Source organism: Duganella sp. GW822-FHT06D06, assembly GCF_058799615.1.
The window spans coordinates 179,357-200,624 of the sequence record NZ_JBXALQ010000003.1; the positions used below are offsets into that span (position 1 = coordinate 179,357).

Annotated in this window: 16 protein-coding genes; 9 read left to right on the forward strand and 7 right to left on the reverse strand. The window is 63.1% G+C overall.

Going from position 1 to position 21,268, the window contains the following annotated elements; translation table 11 throughout:
* Positions 1–115: 115 nt before the first annotated feature.
* The 6 genes from AC1RMD_RS06990 (at position 116) to AC1RMD_RS07015 (ending at position 6,455) form a co-directional block, all read left to right on the forward strand.
* Positions 116–808 carry a hypothetical protein gene (locus AC1RMD_RS06990; protein ID WP_492924998.1) on the forward strand — a complete coding sequence of 231 codons (693 nt, stop codon included), beginning with the start codon at positions 116–118 and terminating at the stop codon, positions 806–808.
* Positions 801–1,346, forward strand: a complete 546-nt coding sequence (locus AC1RMD_RS06995; RefSeq protein ID WP_492925000.1) for a DUF4123 domain-containing protein — start codon at positions 801–803, stop codon at positions 1,344–1,346. The genes AC1RMD_RS06990 and AC1RMD_RS06995 overlap by 8 nt, the downstream gene beginning before the upstream one ends.
* 59 nt (positions 1,347–1,405) lie before the next feature.
* Complete coding sequence (locus tag AC1RMD_RS07000) at positions 1,406–1,822, forward strand: hypothetical protein (protein ID WP_492925002.1); 417 nt, start codon at positions 1,406–1,408, stop codon at positions 1,820–1,822.
* Positions 1,819–2,850 (forward strand): peptidoglycan-binding domain-containing protein, encoded by a 1,032-nt coding sequence (locus tag AC1RMD_RS07005; protein ID WP_492925004.1) that lies wholly within the window; start codon positions 1,819–1,821, stop codon positions 2,848–2,850. Before AC1RMD_RS07000 ends, AC1RMD_RS07005 begins: the two co-directional genes overlap by 4 nt.
* 20 nt (positions 2,851–2,870) lie before the next feature.
* Complete coding sequence (locus AC1RMD_RS07010; protein ID WP_492925006.1) at positions 2,871–5,117, forward strand: poly(ADP-ribose) polymerase family protein; 2,247 nt, start codon at positions 2,871–2,873, stop codon at positions 5,115–5,117.
* 384 nt (positions 5,118–5,501) lie between these two features.
* On the forward strand, positions 5,502–6,455 hold the full coding sequence (locus AC1RMD_RS07015; protein WP_492925008.1) for a hypothetical protein: 954 nt from the start codon (positions 5,502–5,504) through the stop codon (positions 6,453–6,455).
* A 42-nt stretch (positions 6,456–6,497) separates the two neighbouring features.
* Here AC1RMD_RS07015 and AC1RMD_RS07020 read toward each other — a convergent pair whose 3' ends face one another.
* From AC1RMD_RS07020 to AC1RMD_RS07050, 7 genes are all read right to left on the reverse strand, one after another.
* The gene (locus AC1RMD_RS07020; RefSeq protein WP_492925010.1) at positions 6,498–7,178 is read right to left on the reverse strand and encodes a PEP-CTERM sorting domain-containing protein; all 681 of its coding nucleotides are present in this window, start codon (positions 7,176–7,178) and stop codon (positions 6,498–6,500) included.
* Between the two features lie 20 nt (positions 7,179–7,198).
* On the reverse strand, positions 7,199–9,376 hold the full coding sequence (locus tag AC1RMD_RS07025) for a phosphocholine-specific phospholipase C (protein WP_492925012.1): 2,178 nt from the start codon (positions 9,374–9,376) through the stop codon (positions 7,199–7,201).
* A gap of 347 nt (positions 9,377–9,723) precedes the next feature.
* Positions 9,724–10,893, reverse strand: coding sequence for a hypothetical protein (locus AC1RMD_RS07030; RefSeq protein ID WP_492925014.1), 1,170 nt, complete (start codon positions 10,891–10,893; stop codon positions 9,724–9,726).
* 393 nt (positions 10,894–11,286) lie between these two features.
* Positions 11,287–14,514, reverse strand: a complete 3,228-nt coding sequence (locus AC1RMD_RS07035; RefSeq protein WP_492925016.1) for a CusA/CzcA family heavy metal efflux RND transporter — start codon at positions 14,512–14,514, stop codon at positions 11,287–11,289.
* Complete coding sequence (locus AC1RMD_RS07040; protein ID WP_492925018.1) at positions 14,514–15,671, reverse strand: efflux RND transporter periplasmic adaptor subunit; 1,158 nt, start codon at positions 15,669–15,671, stop codon at positions 14,514–14,516. The genes AC1RMD_RS07035 and AC1RMD_RS07040 overlap by 1 nt, the downstream gene beginning before the upstream one ends.
* Positions 15,668–16,921 (reverse strand): TolC family protein, encoded by a 1,254-nt coding sequence (locus AC1RMD_RS07045; protein WP_492925020.1) that lies wholly within the window; start codon positions 16,919–16,921, stop codon positions 15,668–15,670. The genes AC1RMD_RS07040 and AC1RMD_RS07045 overlap by 4 nt, the downstream gene beginning before the upstream one ends.
* An 83-nt stretch (positions 16,922–17,004) precedes the next feature.
* Positions 17,005–17,409, reverse strand: coding sequence for a hypothetical protein (locus AC1RMD_RS07050; RefSeq protein ID WP_492925022.1), 405 nt, complete (start codon positions 17,407–17,409; stop codon positions 17,005–17,007).
* Positions 17,410–17,906: 497 nt separating this feature from the next.
* Between AC1RMD_RS07050 and AC1RMD_RS07055 the strand changes: the two genes are divergently transcribed.
* The 3 genes from AC1RMD_RS07055 to AC1RMD_RS07065 all read left to right on the forward strand — a co-directional run bounded on the left by AC1RMD_RS07055 (position 17,907) and on the right by AC1RMD_RS07065 (position 21,268).
* The gene (locus AC1RMD_RS07055) at positions 17,907–18,098 is read left to right on the forward strand and encodes a hypothetical protein (protein WP_492925024.1); all 192 of its coding nucleotides are present in this window, start codon (positions 17,907–17,909) and stop codon (positions 18,096–18,098) included.
* Between the two features lie 306 nt (positions 18,099–18,404).
* Positions 18,405–19,802, forward strand: coding sequence for a hypothetical protein (locus AC1RMD_RS07060; protein ID WP_492925026.1), 1,398 nt, complete (start codon positions 18,405–18,407; stop codon positions 19,800–19,802).
* A gap of 83 nt (positions 19,803–19,885) precedes the next feature.
* Positions 19,886–21,268: a hypothetical protein gene (locus tag AC1RMD_RS07065; RefSeq protein WP_492925028.1), complete on the forward strand. Its 1,383-nt coding sequence runs from the start codon at positions 19,886–19,888 to the stop codon at positions 21,266–21,268.

Sequence of the window (21,268 nt, forward strand, 5' to 3'; positions counted from 1 at the left end):
TCCTGGAATTCCCTCTATGCTACATCCGCTGGCCAGCCTTTGGCGCCATCCGGCCCGGGTCTCGTTCTACGAGTCCGAAGGGCTGGCTGGACAAGGCCGCTTTCAGGCGGGGCGTGTGGCACCGGCATCCACGATGGGCGCGCGGCGACGCTTCTCCTCGCAGGACGACGCCTTCAATTATTTGCGCTACTGGCTGGGCGAGCCAGACGCCCGCGCCCAGCTCAAATGGATCTTGCAACGTTCCGGTCCGTCACTGGTCAGCGCGCAGACTGGCACCGACGGTTGGTTGCGTGTGCTGGCAGGGCGCATGGTGGTTGGCGCCGTGGTGGTGGTGGAAGATGGCAGGCGGGGCGGTACTCCCGGGCGCGTCGTCGCGCCGTCCGCTACCGCCGCCAGCGCCGCCAGCGCCGACCTGCCCGCGTTAAGCGACGTGTCGCTGGCATTTGAGAGCCCGGCGGCGCCGGTGAGCGCGCCGACACAACAAGGCGCCGCTACGCCCATCGTCACCGAGCCGGAGTGGTCGGAGTCCGCCACCGACCAGATTGCGCAGGCCGCTAGCCTTGAAGCGGCGGCCCAGCTTGGCGTACCGTTCTGCGAAATATGCGCCGCCGCCATTGCTGCCCAGACCGCGCCGCCGGCCATCGAAGCCCCCGCTACGCCAATTTCGGCGGCGCCGGATCGGCCCGAGTCCAACGACGGCCAGCTGGCGCAAGCGGCGACGTTGGAGCAGGCCGCCCGGCAGGGAGCACCGTTCTGCGAAATCTGCGCAGCGACGCAGATCGCCACTCGGGAGTCGCCCTATGAATGACACCGCGCTGCGGTCCTTGAACGATATTTTGTGGCCTGAAGACCAGCAGCCGCCGGATCGGCAAGTGCATTGGCTGCTCGACGGTGCGCGCGATCCCGACATCGCAAGCCTGGTCCGTTCCAGCGGGCTGGAGTATGTCTCTCTCTTTTCGGGACAGCTGCATCCGCGACTGGAGGCGGCCGCTCCTTATCTGGTGCATTTACCCCAGGCTTCGCCTGCGGCCCAGCAACTGCTGCGGCGTGGCTGGGGCAATGCATGGGGCGTGTTGACCGTCGCAGAGGCTGGCTTAACACTAAGCCAGCAGCGCCTGCATCTCAAGAAATTCCTGCGCGTCACAACCGAACAGGGAAAGATTCTGGCGTTTCGCTACTATGATCCGCGCGTGCTCAAGGTCTATCTGCCCACTTGCACGGACGAAGAGTTTCTGGCTTTCCTCGGTCCCATCACTCGGCTGCTGGCCGAGAGCGACGACGGATGCCAGGTCCAGGAGTTCGATCTACACCGGGACGCCATGCGATTGCAGGTGCATCCGCTTTAAGAAGACTTCGACGTCCAGCGCAGAATGGCGCGGAGAGCACAAACGGGGAGGCAGAAACAATGTTAGTCATCAGAGCCGAGCAACTCCGCGTCCTGGGCGAGGCGGGCCAGGAATCCTTCGTCGCGCAGATGTGCCAGCACCTGCGGCAGCACTTTCCTGAGCAGTTGCGCGAGGCCAGCGACGATGCGCTCAAACCCCGCATCCGTCAGACCTTGCAGCACTGCGCTGGCTATGGATTGACTACACGCCAGGACTGCTGCCGTTTCCTGAATCTCGCTGTACTGTATGGCTGGCAGTTCGACCAGTCCCCAAGCCAACAATGGATGCGCGACTACTTGATCGACGAGACTGTCAGCAGCCCGAGCGAGCGCCTGCGTCTGCTGGTGGACCAGTGTGCCCATCGCCGCGAAGTGGCGTCGCATAACCGGCGGCTGCAGGACGCCTTCGGCCTGCTGGCGGGGGATAGCCAAGCATGAGCGCCGAAGCATTGAGAGCTGCCGACGAGGCCGCCGCACGTGAAGGCGCCGGGCAGGGGCCCGCAGATGTTGTGCTGCCATGTCCGCTTCAGCTGCTTACGCTGGAAGTGCTGGTGGTAAATGAGGATGAGCTCCCGCTGCCGGGAGCGCTGGCCGAATTGCGCAATGAATTGGGCCAGGCTCTGCTGGGGAAAGCGGGCCGCGACGGCGTGGTACGCTTTGTGGGGCTGAAGGAGGCCGCCTATCAGCTGGATTTGTATGAACTGGATGCGCCGCTGTGGTCGATAACGTCCAGTATGAAGCTCGACACGCCGCAACCCGGCGGCGGGCCGGCGCAGTGGTCCGCGCCGGCGGCGCGCACCGGCCGGGCCGCTGTGCACCGGGTAGAGCAGGGCGACTGCATGATCAAGCTGGCGAATCGCTATGGCCTGGCGCTGCGGACGCTGAGCGATCTACCAGAGAACGCAGCGCTCGGGGACGGCTACCGCAAGGACGGGATATTACAGCCCGGCGATCTAGTGCATATCCCGGCGCTGACTCAGGGTGCGGCGGCGGTACAAGCTGGTATGCGTTACGGCGTGCTGTGCCGGCAGGAATGGGCGAATTTCAACCTGCGCTTTCTCGACGACAGCGAGCAGCCCAGGGGCGGAGTTCCTTATCTGCTCAGCTTGCAACTTTCCGATGGCGGCGTATTTGCCGACCGCACCGGAACGACCGACGAGAACGGAGCGTTGAGCGAAAGAATACCGGCCAGCGCGGTGCGGGCGGAGATCTTCCTCGGACAAGGTGCGAGCATGGAAGCCCACGAGATTTGGATCGGCCACGTGGACCCGGTCGGCACCCCAGGCGGCGTCCAGCAGCGCCTGAATTGTTTGGGCTATGACTGCTCGGAGGATGAAGCCGGCACGTTTGGCGCTGCCACCGGCGCCGCCCTGGCAGCGTTCCAGGAGGATCATGGTCTGCAGCCAAGCGGCGAGTTGGACGAAGCGACCCGCGCCGAAATAGAACAATTATTCGACCTGAGCTAAGCTTACCGGAGAGTACTGCCATGATGGCTGACGACGCGTCTTCCCCGACGCAACCTACTGTGCCCCATGCCGTACTGGAGGGCGACGTTCCAAGCTCGGTGACTTCCCACAGCGAGTATTCGACATCGGCGACGGCTACCGCGTCCGAGCCCGTATTACTGCCGAGCACCCCGATTGAACTGCGCGAAGATCCCCTCCCCCCATTGCCGACCTACCACGATCCAGACGACCCGATCGTCAGCCTGCCAAGCGGCCCCATAGCTGGTTTGTCGATACATCATGATCTCGACAGCGCAAGCGACAGCCTGCCATCGGACGCCCCCAAGTACTGGGGTATTGCCTGTGGAAAAGTGAAGGTGCAAGACACGGAAAAGCCGAAATCCAAAACCCAACCGGCTGAGCAATTGGAGTATCAGAGGCGGCTCTGGAAGGATGGCGAGGCCGCGCGGCGGGCTGGCATTCAGTTCGAGAACTTCCTGAAATCGGGAAATTTGGTCAAGAAGGGCGATACCGCAACGCTAGACGGCCTGAAGCAGAAAATACTTGAAACGCAGGAGACACAACTGGAGGCCGCATGGAAGGTCCACCTTAGCCGTCACGTAAACATCCAACAAGCGAAGCTGCGGGGCATCAGCCAGGTAAGTCCCGGTGCACGCCATTTCCGCGTGCCGCTATCCCCTGGCAGTGCCGTGTATCGGGATATTGTGCAGTACGTCAATGAATGTTTAGTCAAGCAAAGCTACGAAATGAGTCGGACGGAGACGGAAAAATTCTTGACCGACGCCGATCCGGGCAAGGCATGGCTAGCTGATCTGGCCAAGTTGATTCCAAGAATCAATAAAGACAGTATTTACGTCGATCGAATCGAGGTGGTCGTCAATGCCGAACAATGGGCAACATATAGTGCTTATGCGGATCAGGGCGATGGCTTGAGACTACCGGCTCGCTCGGCCGATCGCAAGTCCGATAATGATGAATGGTCCAAGACGCGCGATTTCCCCTGGCTCTGCAGCCCCAAAGGTGAAGAACTGCAATTACCTTGCCTTTCGCCGGACAGGGGCGAATATTATCTGTTCCATGGTACCGGCCCCGGCGGCGTTGACGGCATATGCGACAATGGCTTTGCCCCAGAGCGCTGCCGCCGAAGCGAGATACTGGGAAGATATGGCAGCGTCGGGCAAGGCGCTTATCTCAGTGATAATTTCGCGAAGTGCGCGGCGTACTCCCGCTGCGAACACTGTGAATGCGTCGCCTGCCTGTGCAAGCACTGCCTGCAGTGCGGGGCGTGGGTAACCGGTAAAAGCGCTTGCGCTTGCAAGGCGGGGGATGAGCAACTTGCCGAGCCGCTGCGGCCGGTCCTCTTGTCGCGTGTTGCGTACAAGGCAGGGAAAGACCGCGTACGCGTGAACAAGAATTTCACTCGACGGCTGCGTTCCGTGGCCTCGTTGCTGGCGACGCAGAAAAAGCACCCCGCCACGACGATTTGCGAAGGGAGGCCGAACCGTACGTGGTGGCAGAAGACGGTCGACAGTCGTTTTGGGAATAACGACTTCATTGTCTATCGCAAGGAAATGGCGTATACCGAATTCGTGGTTTGGTATAGACGGGAGCCCAGGCCGCCGTCCAGCACCGGCAGCAGCTCGAGTTCCGGCATCAATTGGGTCTTGCCCCCCCCTGACGGCGGACCGGGCAGGCTGGCCGACGGTGGTCAACTAGGGACTGGTTGCACACGTCTAGCTTGCCTGGTGCAGGACTTGCCGAGTTGCGGGCAGCGCGCGGTGTTCAATATAGCGGCCATGCGCGCACATCCCAATGCGCCCGATTTGGCGATACAGGCCATGAGCGACGACGCTGGACTCAGGGCAATCGGGCGCCTGGAGCACAACATCCATATCGATGACGTGCACGCTCTACTGCGCGGGCTCAATATCGACAACGAGGTGGTCGTCATCCAGGATTTCAACGAGATTCCCTTTATGTTATCAGGTGGAGCGAATCCCTTCCTGATAGGGCCGTCAGCGCCGCTGGGGCGCTTTCGCCAGAACCATACACATGATCTATTTATCGTGCTGAACACCGTTGCGCGGGGCGCCGAGCGCGCCGGTGTTGGCCACTGGATCGCGGTGCATCTGCAGCGCAATCCATCGACCAACACCGTAGCGATTCGATTTGCTGACTCGCTTAGACGTGGTGCCAGCCGTGAGGCCCTGCTGAACGGCTTGTTGGCCGCGCTGAACTTGCCGGCTCTGCCAAGGTTCCCGTCCTGAGCCAGGGCGTCGTAAAAAGGCAACTTCCACATTGCACGGCGCCAAGACAGACTGTATAGGGCAGGCCGGTCCCAAGCACGTGCATTGTGGTAATTGAAGAGAATGTCGCGGAATTTCTTCGTCACAATAAGATCTGCCATCCCGCATCGACCTGGTTAGCTGCATGGCCTCCGGCCGCAATACAAGCGGTGGTATACGAGCGCTACGGCACCCGATGAAGCGCAGTTCACCGCGTTCTGAAGGCACCGTGCATCTTTGCCAGCCTCGCGGAATTGCCAGAACCACATAACCTCGCTACAGCAAGGAGCGTCAATGCCAAACCATATTGCCCAGTCGGCCGGCCCAATCCCGACGTGGTTCACCAAACGTGGAAAGAGCTCTGCCATGAACGCTAGCTTCGCCCTATGTGTCATGTTGGCCCTGGCGGCGCAGGTCTGTTGGACGACGGCCGGCGCGGCAACCGCGCCGGCCGGCACGGCGAGCCCGGCCGAGCGTCATGTCTATCCCACCGGCGGCGTGCACAACACTAAAAATTGTACGCCACCGGCGCTATGCATCGCGCCGCGCAAGCCGGGCGAGCCGTCCGACCCGATCTATCCGGCGGCGTGGACCAGCGCATGGACCATGTACCGGGTGTTTCGCAACGCCGACAAATTTCCGCCGCCATATAGTTCGCCACCGGCCGGGCTGACCAGCGCCGACTACGAGGTGTCGTACGGCGCCACCTATTACGACGACAACTACCGGCCGGCCGATGGCGACGGCACCGGCGCGATGATGGAGCACTACGACAAGCGCTGCCTGCCCATCTTCCCGATGAAGAACAATTTCAGCTGCTCCTTCGTTTCGTTGGGCAACAAGGCGTACTTCCTGCGTTACGCCGACCGTCCCAAGGACACGCCCGAGTGCTGCCAGTTCTCGCTGATGAACCACGCGCCGAGGCGCGATTTCATCAAACACCTGCCGTACGATCCGGCGCGCAGCACACATCTGGGCGGCAGCGTCCAGGCCTACGCCAAATTCATGGGCGGTCCCTTGTTTGGCTACGCCTTTGAAAAGGCGGCGCGGCCCGACAGCTACGACAAGTCGGCCGCCAGCTACCAGCATCCGCAGTCGTTCTTCTTCTCCGGTGATCCGGGCGACCCGCCGAACGCGCCGATCGTCAGTCAGAACTACAGCAACTTCCGGATGGAGTCGCCCGATCCGGCCCAAACCTGGAACCGAGTGGCCCAAATGTGCCTGCCGCGCCCCCAATGGTGCTGTTTGTTCAAGGGCGACTGTCCGGAGAAGGAGGAGGGCGCCGAAGCGGCGCATGTGCAGTGGAGTGGGGGACGTTGAGCAGCAGGTCTGCTCCTGCCGGTCAACGTCGTATGACCCCAATTACGCCATCTGCGCGCGCGTATTGCGGCGGAGCGCCCCGACCAACATGCCCAAGCCCAGCAACAACATCGAGGCCATGCCCGGTTCCGGTACCGGGCTGGTAATCTCCCGCGCGATGAAGGACAGGTTATCCGCGTAGCCATCGTTGTCGTTCGAAGCGAGACGCTCCATCGACAGCCAGAACGACAGCTTGCTGGTGCCAGCAGGCATGATTCCCACGGACTCCCGGTAGTACAGGCCTGTCTGGTTGCCGCGATCTTGCGGGGTGACGGGGCCGATCGCGGCGTTTCCTATCTGATTGTTCGACGCATCGAGAAACTGCACAAAGAACAGTGCGTTATCGCCCTGGGCGGCCCAGCCGCCGAGCCATCCGCTCAGGGAATAGGAACTGCTCTGGGCGGTCGGCACGCCGAAGTCCAGGGTCTGGGAGCCCACAGCATACTGCCCGAGGCCGGCGAACATCTTCGCTCCGCGATCGACCGGGCCAGGCTGGGTGGGAAGCACCCAGTTGTTGCCATAGTCCACCGACTGGACCATGTCGTAACCCGCGTAGCCGGTCCAGCCGCTCAAGCCGGCTTCGGCATCGCCGTTGATAATGAGGTTCTGACCGTAGATGACGTCAGCCTTGCCACTACACGCCACGGCGAACAAGGCCGCGGCAACGAAAAATCTGCACTTCATGAAAAAGCTCCTTAGAAAAGTCAAATGACGCGGTACTGGTCAAGTTGCGCTGGCCCGCGCATCGCCGGGTCGCTGATGGACGGCAAGCCGTTTTCCAGATGGCCGGCGAAGCGGCGCAACCAGCCCGGCAAGCCAGCCACACGCAGGCTGTAGTCGTACCAGTTGGAACTCGATGCCAGGGGAAGCCGGACCGCGCTCCTCGAGCGTGCGACCACGCGCACTTCCAACGGCTTGCTCGCGTAATACTTGTTGGCGGTGAGTAGGAAGGTGCATGGCTGTGCGCCGTTGTTGACCAGGTCGATGAGCAGCTCGCCGGCGACGCGTTCGGCGCGCAGGCTGATTTCCGGCCATGCGGCGTTGCCGTCACCGCGCACATCCCCGACGATGTGGCGATGGAAGCCGTTCGGTCCCAGCACCCAGAGATCGTAGGCAGATGCGGTGTTCCAGCGGCCTTTGAGCTGTTTGCCAGGTTCGACCGTATAGCGGCGCGGGACCCGCTCCAACGCCAGCCGGTCGTACACATGAAACACCGCCCCTGCTTCGCCCAGGTTATCGAAGCTGAGCTCCACCTGGCCGCCTCCGGGCGGCACCTGTGCCTGCACCTGGAGTTCGTAGGGCAGGGCGCGTGCCGGACGCACGCCGGCAGCCTGGACGGGCGCCGTCAGGGTGGTCGGCGTTGCGGGTTTCTTGGTGTTTGGCAGGCTCAGCGCCATCGAACGCCGCGCAGCCGTTTCCGGCAGCAGTTGCGTGAAACCGTTGTCGTTCGGATTGGCGAAGTCGAAACAGGACAACAGGTTGCCGCTCACCGCACGGCGCCACGGGCTGATAAGCGGCTCGCGCACACCGAAACGCGCCTCGATGAAACGCACCACCGATGTGTGGTCGAAGACCTGCGAATTCACCCAGCCGCCCTTGGTCCACGGCGAGATGACATACATCGGCACACGCGGCCCGAGACCGTAGGGGCGATGATGCGTGCGCGCGTCGGCGCCGTTGAGCACGTGATGGTACTCGCCGGTCGTGTCGACGGTCGACGCACCGGCGAGCTGCGCCTGCGCCGGATTGCCGCCGTCACTCGTGTACGCAGGGACCGCCGGCGGTGGCATGTGGTCGAAGAAGCCGTCATTCTCGTCGAAGTTGATGATCAGGACCGTCTTGCTCCAGCTCTCGGGATTGGCGGTCAGGGCGTCCAGCACGCGCGCGATGTAGTCCGCGCCCGACGCCGGACTGGAGGGACCCGGGTGTTCGGAGCCTTCGGCGGTCGCGACGACCCAGCTGACCTGCGGCAGGCGGTTGGCAAGCACGTCGGCCTTGAGCAGGTCGATGTCGCGCGTCGTGGTGCCGCGATCGCGCAGGGATTGCGAATAGCCCGGCCGGCGATACCACGCGTTGCGGAAAGAGCGGAATCCCGCCAGCGAGTTATCGGTGAAGTTGTCGGCCATGTTCTGGTAAACCTGCCAGCGGATACCCGCCGCTTCGAGTCGCTCCGGATAGGTGGTCCACAAGTAGTCGGTGGACATGTCCGGATTGAAGTCGTCGCGGCTGTTGTCGGTCGACGGGCCGCCTGCAGCCGCCAGGGGATCGTTGTGTCCGCTGAACAGAAACAGCCGGTTTGTATTGGTACCGGTCTGGGTTGCGCAGTGATAGTGGTCGCAGATGGTAAAGGCACGCGCGAGCGCGAACTGGAAGGGAATGTCGGCGTCGGCGTAGTAGCCCATCGCGTGGTTCTGCTTGACCGTGCACCAGTCATTCATCCGTCCGTGGTCCCACGCCAGCTGGGCGTCGAGCCAGGCATGTGGCGTCCCGGCCACGCGCATGACTGGAAAGTCCTGCACCGTGTTGAGCCGGAACGGCGCGATGGCGCTGCCCTGGGGCCAGTTGGGCCGGCCAGGCACCGGCGCCCCTCCGACCGAGCGCTGCACGAAGACCGATTTGCGATTGAAGAGATTTTGCCGGTCCATCACCGGAATCGGGAAGGGATCACCGAATCCCCTTACTCCTTCCAGGGTGCCAAAGTAGTGGTCGAAACTGCGGTTCTCCTGCGTCAGAACGACGATATGCTCGACATCCTGCAGGCTACGAGTGCGCTGGTTGGCGGGAAGGGCCAGCGCCTTTTGGATGGAAGGTGGAAAGGTCGCCAGCACGGCGGTTGCGCCGGCCGACTTGCCCATTTTGCGGAGGAAGTCACGACGGCTCACGCATGCACCTGCGTGCGTGCGAGCGCGAAATTGAAAATATGCATTTGATTGATCCAGGTCGATTGTCAGGAAGGCATGAAAGCTGAAGTCATGCAAGGCAACAGCTTACGTAACAATGATGAAATGTTGATGACATGACATGCAATGGATGGCACTTCGCGTTGACGCGGAAAACTAGTCGCTCTGGATTCGACGTTATTCTATGCACATGGGGAATCGCCGATTTCGATCGACAAGAATGCCATGCCGCCGGAAACTGCGATAAAAAGATCGGCGCACGGCTTGGCAATTCCTCGCTTTTGGGCGCGAATTCCCCGGTACTATTTCAAAACAGCGAGACGGTGCTGCTACTGCTGCTGGGAAAGTCGCCAGCTCAGATAATTAAACTCAGCATTGCCATCGAATTGACTGGGTTCGAAGTAGAGGAATTCCGCATACTCATTCCATTGCGAAATGATGACGGGATACATTGTCGAGTCATAGGGAGCGATATTCAGCCAGCGCATTCTGAGCGGCTCGCATACTTTATGGTTGTAACTAAACATGTCGGCTTTGGTTTTTCCAAATCGATCAGTAAAACTCCAGCGGTAACGAGGGCCGAACATGGATTTCAATGAGGTTTGCGCATCCGGTGTAGGGCACCATGTCCCGTCAGTGGCATAGTCGTTGGTCAAGGGATTGGGGACGTTCAGGGGAGGGGCGATTTGTCCGCTGACGTATATATTGGGGTAGTTCATCAGCGACTGCGGATTATTGAAGGGAATTGCCAGATTGTCCAGCCAGAGTATGTCCAACTGTTGGCCCATCCAACTCAAGATATCCTGCCGTTGTTGGTCGGATAGCCCTGTGTTGCCGGGAAGGCCTTCAGTCATGATGACAATTTTGCCGTCCACGGTTTTCAGGCTGGTGGCATCGGTCATGGAGCGTACCCATGTGACCAGACGCTGAAGTTTTGGCAAGACGTATTGTCCGCGATCAATTTCATCCTCGTGATCGTAATTATTGATGGAGAAAAACGGTGCGACCTCAATCCCTTTCATCCAGGCGGCCCATCTCACCAGGGCAAACATTTCATCAGTCCGTTTCCATCCGTCCCCCCCGGAGCAGTTATCCTGCCCTGCCCAGCTACCGTTCAGACAAGCGCCAAATTTTTTCTTGAGATTCAATGGCGTACTGGGGAAATCCGCTTCCTCGGGCGGCATGATCAATACGGCGATTGCGGTATTGGCATTCAGCGATTTAATCTGGCCCATCTGGCGCAGCAAAATTTCCGGATTGCGCAGCAAATAGCTGTTAACCCCGCCTACCTGTGGCCAAGTGGGGTCATAGTTCTGCGGTTGAGCGGCCGCCACCTCGGGAAAGCCAGCCCAGCCTCCAGCCTGATAGATCATCAGGTTCTTGATCTGCTTTCCAAAGGAAGGATTGACTAGCCCTTCGCCGGTGGTGGAAAGATTATTGTTCATCACAGTCGTGAAATCGGCCGCATATGCGGGCAGCAGCGACATGGCCGCGAGCATGCTTGCGGCTCCTAGTTGCCGCAGGTGTTTCATGGTTAGGTTCAAGCTGGACTCCCTCGGTTGCGTAACGAATCAAAAGGCGATACGGGATTGTTGCGATATCGCCAGCATGCCTCCCACACTTGCCCGCAAAGCGCAAGATCATGGAGGTGATGTTATTTTAGCATCCAAATATGCCAACCTCAGGCGCCGTAGAATTCGGAAAAATTCGTGCGCCAAGGTTTTCCTCGACTGCATAACGGTCTGAACTGCCCTGATTTCGGTGGCACAAGAGGGTTCCTCGAAAAACCTCCAATGCGTCATTTCCACGCAGGCGGGAATCGCCAGGGCCGCGGCGAGCAGCGCCCGCAGCCATCCGGCCGGTTTGAAAATAGTTAGATCACAGTCCTCAGGTTAAGCCAGGTCAGGGCGCGGCGCCGGGCGTGGCGCGTTCCGACGCCGCAGCACCATCGCGGTCAGCGCCGGTAGCACGAACAAGGTCAGCACGGTGGAGGTGAGCAGGCCGCCGATCACCACGGTCGCCAACGGCTTTTGCACCTCGGCGCCGGTCCCGGTGGCGATCGCCATCGGGACAAAGCCCAGCGAAGCGACCAACGCCGTCATCAAAACCGGGCGCAGGCGCTCCAACGCCCCCTCGATGACGGCCGTCGCCGCGTCCACGCCGTCGGCCAGGCGCTTGTTGATGGCGGAGATCAACACCAGCCCGTTGAGGACCGCCACCCCGGACACGGCGATGAAACCGACCGCCGCCGAAATCGAGAACGGCATGCCGCGCAAGACCAGCGCGAAGACCCCGCCCGCCAAGGCCAGCGGCACCGCCGTCAACACGGTGGCGGTCAGCATGGCGTTGCCGATGGCCAGGTACAGCGCGCCGGCGATCAGCACGAAACAGAACGGCACGATGACGGCCAGCCGCCGGGTGGCCGCGCGCAGGTTCTGGAACTGGCCGCCCCATTCGATCCAGGTGCCGGCCGGCAGCCTGACCTCGCTGGCCAGGCGGCGCTGGGCGTCGTCGACGAAGCTGCCCAGGTCGCGTCCGACGACGTTGGCCTCGACGTAGACGCGGCGCTTGCCGTTGTCGCGGCTCACCTCGTTCAAGCCCTGGGTGAAGCGGAACTGCACCAGCTGGCGCAGCGGCACCGAGGCGCGCTGGCCGCCGTCGGCGCCGGCCAGCATGACGGGCAGGGCGCCCAGCGCGTCGAGGTCGTCGCGCAGTCCGCGCGGCAGGCGCACCACGACGTCGAACCGGCGGTCGCCGTCGAAGACCTGGCCGGCGGCGCGTCCGCCCAGCGCGATGGAAATGGTGTCCGCCACCTCCTTCACGGTCAGACCGTAGCGGGCGATGGCGGCGCGGTCGAAGGCGATGTCGAAGGTCGGGAAGCCTTCGGTCTGCGCCACGCGCACGTCGGCCGCGCCGGCGGTCTTGCGCAGCACCGCCGCGATGCCCTTGGCGGCTTCGGACAGCTGGTCCAGATCGTCGCCGTAGAGCTTCACCGCCACATCGCTGCGCACCCCGCCGATCAATTCGTTGAACCGCATTTCGATGGGCTGGGTGACGTCGTAGTTGTTGCCGACCAGGGACGCGGTCTTCTCGCGGATGCGCTCGATCACCTGCTCCTTGGTCGTCACGCCCGCAGGCCACTCATCTTTAGGTTTCAGGATGATGTAGTTGTCGGAGGCGTTCGGCGGCATCGGGTCGGCCGCCAGGCTGGCGGTGCCGGCCTTGGAGTAGACCAGCTTGACCTCGGGCAGCGTCAACACCGCCTTCTCCAGCGACAGGTCGATGGCGACCGACTGGTCGATGGAGGTCGACGGGATGCGTACCGACGACAGGTTCAGGTTCTGCTCGTCGAGCGTGGGCATGAACTCGCGGCCGACCAGCGAGAACGCCGCCAGCGCCAGGACCAGCACGGCCACGCCGGCGCCGATGAACGGCAGCGGCGCGGCGACCGCGCGGCGCAGCCAGGGCGCGTAGCGGCGCTTGGTGGCGTCGACGGCGCGCACTTCCTTCTCCGCGAACGGCCCCTTCATCATCACCGCGATCAGCGCCGGCACGAAGGTGATCGACAACGCAAACGCCGACGCCAGGGCCAGCATCAGCGTGATGATCATCGGCGAGAACATCTTGCCTTCCACGCCCTGGAAGGACAGGCAGGGCAGGAACACCAGGAAGATGACCAACTGGCCGTAGATGGTCGGGCGCAGCATTTCACGCGAGGAGGCCACCACTTCCTCCAGCCGCTCCCCGCGCACCAGCATGCGGCCCTCGTGCCGCTGGCGCTCGGCCAGGCGGCGCAAGGTGTTCTCGACGATGATGACGGCGCCGTCGATGATCAGGCCGAAGTCCAGCGCGCCGAGGCTCATCAGATTGCCGGAAATGCCCAGTGAATTCATGCCGATGGCGCTCATCAGCAGCGACAGCGGGATCACCAGCGCGGCGATCAGCGCCGCGCGCCAGTTGCCCAGCAGGGCGAACAGGATGACGACCACCAGCAGCGCGCCTTCGGCCAGGTTCTTGGCGACGGTGCCGATGGTGGCCATCACCAGCTGCGAGCGGTCGAGCGTCGGCACCAGGGTGATGCCGGCCGGCAGCGTGGTCTTGATCGCCTGGAGCTTGTCGCCGACGGCGCCGGCGACGGTGCGGCTGTTGGCGCCCACCAACATCAGGGCGCTGCCGATCACCGTTTCGTTGCCGTCGCGGCTGGCAGCGCCGCGGCGCAGCTCGCCGTCGATATTGACCTTGGCCACCTGGGCCACCGTGACCGGCACGCCGTTGCGGGTGGCGATCACCGCGCGGGCGATCTCGTCCTGGCTGCGCAGACGGCCGTCGGCGCGCACCAGATAGGCTTCGCCGGAACGGCGGATGTAGTCGGCGCCGACCGACACGTTGGCTTCCTCGATGGTGCGCGCCAGTTCTGCATAAGAAATCCCCAGCGCCGCCAGCCTGGCCGAATCCGGCTCGACGACGTACTCCTTGACATAGCCGCCCAGCGAATCGATATCGGCCACACCCGGTGTGGTGCGCAGTTGCGGGCGCACGATCCAGTCCTGCACGGTGCGCAGGTAGGCCAGTTGCGCCACCCGGTCGGGCAGGCGCTCGCCTTGTTCGGTCAGAAAGCTGCCGTCGCTCTGCCAACCGGGCCGGCCGTCGTTGCGCGGCGCGCCGGTGCCGTTGGCGTGCAGGAATTCCACGCTGTAGTGGAACACCTCGCCCAGCCCGGTCGACACCGGCCCCATCTGCGGAACGGCGCCCTCCGGTAAATCGCCCTGGGCGCGCGACAGGCGCTCTGACACCTGCTGGCGCATGAAGTAGAGGTCGGCGCTTTCCTTGAAAATGGCGGTAACCTGGCTGAAGCCGTTGCGCGAGAACGAACGCACGCTCTCCACGCCGTTCAGGCCGGCCAGCGCGGTTTCAATCGGGAAGGTCACGCGCTTCTCGACTTCCACCGGGCCCAGCGTCGGCGCCACGGTGTTGATTTGCACCTGCTTGTTGGTAATGTCGGGCGTGACGTCGATCGGCAGCAGATTGAGCTGCCACGCGCCGACCAGCGCGACCACCAGCGTCATGCACAGCACCAGCCAGCGCGAGCGTACCGAAGCGGTAAGTAGAGTATCGATCATCATTCGTCCTTGGCGCTCTTGATCATGTCGGCCTTGACCAGAAAGGCGTTGCGGGTGGCCACCAGCTCGCCGGCGCGCACGCCCGACACGATCCGGGCGCTGCCGCCGCTGCGCTCGCCCACCAGCACCCGCTGGACGCGGAAGCCATCCCTGGTGCGGACGAACAGCACGTCACGTCCCTCGATGTTTTGCACCGCATCCTCCGGCACCATCAGGCCGGTGGCGCCGGTCTGGAGATGGAAACGCACCTGCACACCTTCCCCGGCCACCAGCGCGGCCGTCCTGGCGTCCGGCGTCAGCACCGCCGTGGCGGCGCGGGCGCTGCCGCTGACGGCCGTGGTCACGCTGCGCACCGTCGCGGCGACCGGCGCGCCGCCGGCCGCGATCACCGTCGCCTTGTCGCCCGCCTTGACCCGGCTGATGTCCGCCGCCGCAATCGACGCCTCCACCTGCATGGGACCATTGCCGGTGATGTGGAACAGTTCCGTCTGCGGCTGCACGAAGGCGCCCAGGGTGCCGGCCTGCGCGGTGATCGTGCCGCCGATCGGGCTGATCACGGCCACGGATTTGCCGTCGGCCGAGACCTGCGCCGCGCGCGCCACGAACGCGGCCCGCTGCACCTCGCTCTCGGCCACGCTCAGGGCGGCCCTGGCCGCCTCCATGTCCTGGCGGGGCGAGACGCCTTGCTCGAACAACGAGGCTTCGCGGGCATAGGCCTTGCGGGCCAGTTCGGCCCTGGCGTTGGCCACGCTGCGCTCGGCCGCCATGGTGGCCGCTACCATGCTGTCCACCTGGGCCAGCGTGTCGCCGGCCTTCACCGTGTCGCCCAGCTGACGGTTGATACGCCCAATGTTACCGGCCGCGCGCGCCATGACCACGGCCTCGGAGTTGGGCGGTGCGGTGACGGTGCCGGACGACAGGATCTGCGCGCCGGCGTCGCCGCTACCGACGGCCTCGACGGCGATCTTGGCGATCGCCAGGTATTCGGCCGGTATGTTGATTTCCGGCTCGGTTGCCGGCTGGGCCAACGCCGGGGCGGCCACCGGCGCGTCGCGACGCCCCAACCAGTGCGCGGCGCCGAAGCCCAGCGCGGCGGCCAGCGCCACCAGCACGCCGGCCAGCGGCCAGTTCATCGGTCGTTTATGTGCTTCCGTCATGGTGCTTCTCCAAATGCGATGCGGCCTTCGGCCAGGGACAGGGTGGCAATGGCGCGCACGCGGGCCAGGCTGGCCTCGATGGCGAGCGTTTTTGCCTCGGATAGGGCACGGCGTATCGCCAGCAGTTCGACCAGCGCGGTCTTGCCGGCGTCGTAGCCGATGCGGCCGAGACGATATGCCTCGGTGGCGGCGGACTCGGACAGTTGTGCCGCTTGCAGGCTGCGCTCGGCCGCCGCCATGTGCGCCAGGGCGGCGCGGTGCCGGGCCAGCGTTTCCAGGCGCGCTGCTTCAAGGCGCAGCGTGGCGGCGTTGGCGCGCTCCATGGCGGCGTTGACGCCGCTCTGGTTGCGATCGAACAGCGGCACATTGAGCGTGACGCCCACGACGGCCGCGTTCTCGTTGCTCCAGCCGAATTTGCGCACGCCCATGGTAACGGCCACATCGGGCATCCAGCGCTTTTCCTCGACCCGCAGCTGCGCCTGCACGGCATCGCGCTCGGCGGCGGCGCTGGCGAACGCGGGCGCCTGTTCGGCCGACCAGTTCTGGGCCACGGGACGGGCGGTGGCGACGGCCAGGAAGGGACGGTCAATGCGGGTGTAGGACTCGGCGGCGCCGGCCAGCGCGGACAGGCGTTCCAGCGCCTCGATGGCAGTGGCCGCCGCCGACTGGGCGGCCGCCTGGGACGCCGCCGCGCTCGCTCTCGCCTGGGCCACGCGCAGATCGGCTTCGCGCCCGGCCTTCACCAGCGCCTGCGCCGCGCGCAAATCCTCCTCGGCGCGGGCGACATCGCCGTCGGCGACTTCCCGGCGCAATTGCAGCGCCTCGGCGGTGGCGTAGGCCAGCGCCAGTTCGTTGGCGTACAGGATGCGGGCCTGCTTCTCCTGGATGCCGGCGGCGTCGGCCTTGCGCGCCTCGGCCTCGACGCGGGCGCTGCGCTTGCCGCCGGCCTCGAAGACCTGGGTGAGCGTATAGGTGTCCTGCCGCTGTGTGACGCCGCCCGACTTCGGCCCGCCGAGGTTTTCGGCCGTCACGTTGAGCGAAGGATTGCTCCAGGCGCGCGCCTGCAGCGCGTCGGCCGCCGCCGCTCGGGTGCTGGCGGCCTGCGCCAGCAGTTGCGGAGCGCGCGACTGCGCCTGCTGCAGCAGCTCGGCGTAAGAGGGTGTTTCTGCGTGCGCTGTCGCCGTCGCGCCCAGCAGCAGCGACAGCAAAGCGCCATGCGGCATGCGGCCGCGTGGTAGTGAGATAGACATGAAAGCCCCTGCGAAATGGAAATGGATGCAGTACGGCGGGCGGCGCCCCGGCCAAGTGGCCGGACGTGACTAGGCAGCCCGCGTTACGCGGGCAGGCAAGGCGGGCGAAGCGCGGGAAGGGTGGTTCGATCCGAATAGGCAAGGCCGGCTAAGACCGGCGGCGGGTCGGCCAGCGCCGACACCAGCAAGGGCGCGGGCGCCTGAAGCAGCAGCTGCAGGCTGCCGCCGTGCTCGTAGTCGCTCAGGTGCTGGACAGACTTGCTGGAATGATCTTCATGCGGACCCGCGCCATCATCGTCATCGTCATCGGCATCGTCGTCGTCATTATCGTGGTGATGTGGTACATGGGCTTCATGCTCGGCGATGTGCTGGCTGACGACGGCCGCGTCGCCGGCGCCGCCCAGCAAATGGACGAGGTTACGCTGCATGGCGGTTGCGGCCTGCCACGGCAATAACAGCATCATCAGAATGAGCAGTGCTTTTTTCATGAAGTCGCCAGCGCACCGGGACGGGTGAGGTTGAGCTGGGCATTATATCCCGCGACGTCGAATGCATGTCAAACCTCCGATCGACGCACGCACGAACAAGGCAGAGCGGATTGCAACCGGAACGTCATTTGACATAATATAAATTATGCGAAATTACTGATATCACGCGCGAAACAGCCAAGCGCTTAGCCGAGCATTTGGGCGTCGATGAGACCCAGGCAATCCACCGGGCACTGCATGATCTCGCAGTCAAACTACTACCTCAGTACGAAGCTGACGATGGCGCGTTAACCGCCACCCAGGTTCGCCAGATCAAAAAACGCGTACCGCAAGGCAAAAAGCGCTCGGTGCGCTCAAGCCTGTTTGACACTGAGACCGCATGACACCCGTATGGTGGCCAGAGCCCACCGCCGGAGAGATTGTCTGGTGTCACTTTCCGGACAACATCAACCCACGCCCGAAACCACGGCCAGCACTCATCCTCGCGGTTTTCGACGATGACGCGCCGCACGGCGGGACTGAGCTACGACACCAAGTTCGATTTGAAGCAGGCCATCGACCTGCCCTATACCACCGAGTGGTTCTCGGTACCGCCCGCTGCACCACATGGCCAGACACCCAAGCTTGGCACGCTGCATCCCTCCCTGGTGCCGGCTGTCCAAGCCGCATACCGCGCGGCGACTGAATGAGTCGACGCCTGACCGCGCTGGCCTAAAAATCCATCATTGCCGCCGAACGTTTCCCGCTCCGAGACCTCTAAAATGATAGTCCTGCGCTTGTGACAAAGTGCGTATGTCTGGCTGTTTTTGCCGACTATATTGGTCACACCAGCTCATCATTTCGCACATCCTTCGTCTCGGATAGTTTGAAAGTAACCCTTATGTATACAGGCTTGCTTTCAAATTGAATTCAAGCCCATGGCTTCAACACCATCGGCTTACCGCATGCGCGCAGACGCGGCTGGTCTTGCTGTTGCATCTAAAAGGAGCGTTAACATGACACAAGCAGAGGTTTCAAAACTCATACAAAACATCTTCGATAACATCTTCAATTCCGTTACGCAGGCCGAGCCTGGTGGCAAGCCAGTGATGCAAGCGTCGAGCACCGTGCTGTCGATGATGAAGCCTGGCCTGGCGATCAATTCCGCCGACTTCCGCAACCCCTGGACCCCAGGCAACAGCGGCGGCAGCCAGGACGCCGCGATCAACACCACCGAGCTGGTGGACGTCGCGCCGAAGATGTCCGCGCTCTACACGGATAGCACCCGCAAGATCAGCGGCATGTACAAGCAGATGCTCGATGGCGTCCACATTCCGGCGCAAGCACCCAACCCCGCCGTGGAAAAGCAGCTGAACGATGCCGAGAACTACCTGTTCCGCATGGTCAACTTGACCGATCCGGACACCGGCGACGTGACCCAGAAGAAGATCGAATCCCAGGTCTATCGCGACTACCTGGACAACCAGGCCGCCTACAACAACGCCCGCATCGCCTACATCGGCGCGTTCCTGGAAGCGCAGAAAACCGCCACCGGCAAAAACACCTGGCCGATGGTCGCCTCCACGCTGCAAATTCCGGTCAAGACCTCCTATGATCGCTGGCGCGCCGCGGATGCCAGCAAGGTCGAGCAGAATCTGGCCATCAAGACCACCTCGGTCCAGAACGCGCTGCAACTGGCATGGAAGCATGCGCAGGATCTGTTTGAAGGCTATGGCGTGGTGCTGAACGACACCGGCACCGGCCTGTCGCCCAAGGTCCACCGCGTTTCGCTGCTGCCGTCCGACTGGTACAGCAGTTCCAGCAGATCCAGTGGCTGGACCACCTTCGATTCGGCCTCCAGCAGCGTGGCCAACAGTTCCTCATCCGATTACACGTCTTATGGCGGCTCCGCCGGCTTCAGCCTGGGCTTGTTCAGCATCGGCGGCTCGGCCGGGCACGCCGATTCGCATCAGCACGCCAGCTCCGAAACCAACGGCCTGCGCATCAGCTTCGAGTACACCTTGGTGACGATCCGGCGCCCATGGTTTGAAGCGAGCCTGTTGTCCACCAAGGGCTGGGACCTGGGCAATCTGTACAAGAAAGGCACGCTGTCCAACGGCACCAAGGCGCATCAGGACGGCGAGCTGATGCCGCTGATTCCCACTTCCTTTGTGGTGGTGCGCAAGTTGAAAATTTCCGCCAACTGGGCCAAGGCGGATTGGGACCTGATGACGTCCAAGACCAGTGGCGGCGGCGGTTTCGGTATCGGACCGTTCTCCATCTCCGGCAGCTACTCCCATTCGAGTACCAACCAGAAGTTCACCTCGGCCATGGCGGCCGGAACGATTACGGTACCGGGTGTACAGATCGTCGGCTTCATCAGTCAAGTGGTCCCCTACTCCCCACCTGCCTGATGACGTACGCGACCTGAAACCACCGCTGGCGGCTCCATTGGGGAGCCGCCACACTGACACGATGCTTGAGCAAGGGAGGCCCTATGTCCAATACCGTCGACTTCATTGGATCGGTGTATGACGAACTATCCAAACTGCTCAACATCACCGACGACCATCCGTCCATCGCCATGCAGATGGCGTGGCCGGGTTTCTCGCTGTCGCCGCAAGACTTCAAGCCGCCCAGCGCACCGAACGGCCCGTACGATCCGCAAGTGGCCAAGGAGACTTTCTCGCACCTCGCCAACATCGCGCCGACGCTCACCAAGGCCTACTTCCAGAACTCCGGGTTGGAGGTGGACGATCTGTACGAAATTATCGTCACCGGCGCCATCCCGAACGGCGCCGCGCCGGACGACGTCGGCACCAATCCGATGTACAAACTGTTCGCCGATTCGCAGTACGAATTCCTGCAGGCCAGGACCGGCAGTTCAAGCGATCCCAACGCGTTCTACTACCCTTGCCTGGCGACGCCCGCCAATTGGTACGACGAAGCCGCAGCGCAGTTCTGGCCGACTTTCACCATGCAGTCCGGTGCCGTCAAGCCGGCCGCGCCGGACTCGCGCTTCGTCAGGGCCGGCGGCCCGACGCTGGCGAATCGGGGCATCTGGAAGCTACGCCCGCCCGACACCGTCAGGGCCGATTCGATCAAGTTGGGCGTCAAGCAAACGGTGGCGAAAATACAGCTGCGTAGCTTGCCTAGACCGGCTGTCGTGCCGCTCGCCGTGGTCCACAAACCGCTGAACCTGCAAGCGGCCGCTGCGCTCAGGACGATGCCGGCGGCGGCTCACCTCGCGGGCGCCGTGCACGCCAGCCCGACGCTGACCAACACCCCCGTGTTCGCCGCCAAGCTGGCCAGCGCGAAAGCGCAGACCTTGTTCGACCATAAAGTGATGCCCGAGAGTTCTTACGGCCGGTACAAGCTCGTCAACCAGATCCAGGCGCTGGACCTTACCCGCAAAGAACTCAACCTTGGCCGTATCGATCTGGCCAACCGTTTTCATCTGACGAGCCTGATCAACGAGGAGCTGCCCACCAAGCCCGCCGGCACCAGCGACAACTTCAGCATCTCGTTCAAGTACTGCCGGGTGAACATCGACCGCAGCTGGTTGAAGCTCGCCCTGCTGAAGATGAAGAACTGGTATATGTACGGCACCAAGGCCGGCGAATATTCGAACGGTTCCGGCAGCGACAATCCCGGCATGTTCCCCCTGCTGCCGACTTCGTTCATCGTGATCCGCGACCTCAAGATCACCGCCAACTGGTCTAACGACGACCGCCAGAATCTGGGCCAGGCGACCGCCCTGGGCTTCTTCGATATCCGCGATTCGACGCTGAACCAGAACACGCTGGAGGTGAAGGGCCTGCAGGTGCTCTGCTGGCTCTCCACCGTGATGCCTCAGTTGCCGCCGTCGTCGTCCCCGTGA

Excerpts from the sequence above, each read along its gene's own strand:
- AC1RMD_RS07065 (WP_492925028.1), top strand. The coding sequence starts at position 19,886 with ATGTCCAATACCGTCGACTTCATTGGATCGGTGTATGACGAACTATCC.
- AC1RMD_RS07040 (WP_492925018.1), bottom strand. The coding sequence starts at position 15,671 with ATGACGGAAGCACATAAACGACCGATGAACTGGCCGCTGGCCGGCGTG.
- AC1RMD_RS07015 (WP_492925008.1), top strand. The coding sequence starts at position 5,502 with ATGAACGCTAGCTTCGCCCTATGTGTCATGTTGGCCCTGGCGGCGCAG.
- AC1RMD_RS06995 (WP_492925000.1), top strand. The coding sequence starts at position 801 with ATGAATGACACCGCGCTGCGGTCCTTGAACGATATTTTGTGGCCTGAA.
- AC1RMD_RS07030 (WP_492925014.1), bottom strand. The coding sequence starts at position 10,893 with ATGCTCGCGGCCATGTCGCTGCTGCCCGCATATGCGGCCGATTTCACG.
- AC1RMD_RS07010 (WP_492925006.1), top strand. The coding sequence starts at position 2,871 with ATGATGGCTGACGACGCGTCTTCCCCGACGCAACCTACTGTGCCCCAT.
- AC1RMD_RS07005 (WP_492925004.1), top strand. The coding sequence starts at position 1,819 with ATGAGCGCCGAAGCATTGAGAGCTGCCGACGAGGCCGCCGCACGTGAA.
- AC1RMD_RS07050 (WP_492925022.1), bottom strand. The coding sequence starts at position 17,409 with ATGAAAAAAGCACTGCTCATTCTGATGATGCTGTTATTGCCGTGGCAG.
- AC1RMD_RS07055 (WP_492925024.1), top strand. The coding sequence starts at position 17,907 with ATGACGCGCCGCACGGCGGGACTGAGCTACGACACCAAGTTCGATTTG.
- AC1RMD_RS07060 (WP_492925026.1), top strand. The coding sequence starts at position 18,405 with ATGACACAAGCAGAGGTTTCAAAACTCATACAAAACATCTTCGATAAC.
- AC1RMD_RS07020 (WP_492925010.1), bottom strand. The coding sequence starts at position 7,178 with ATGAAGTGCAGATTTTTCGTTGCCGCGGCCTTGTTCGCCGTGGCGTGT.
- AC1RMD_RS07000 (WP_492925002.1), top strand. The coding sequence starts at position 1,406 with ATGTTAGTCATCAGAGCCGAGCAACTCCGCGTCCTGGGCGAGGCGGGC.
- AC1RMD_RS07045 (WP_492925020.1), bottom strand. The coding sequence starts at position 16,921 with ATGTCTATCTCACTACCACGCGGCCGCATGCCGCATGGCGCTTTGCTG.
- AC1RMD_RS07035 (WP_492925016.1), bottom strand. The coding sequence starts at position 14,514 with ATGATCGATACTCTACTTACCGCTTCGGTACGCTCGCGCTGGCTGGTG.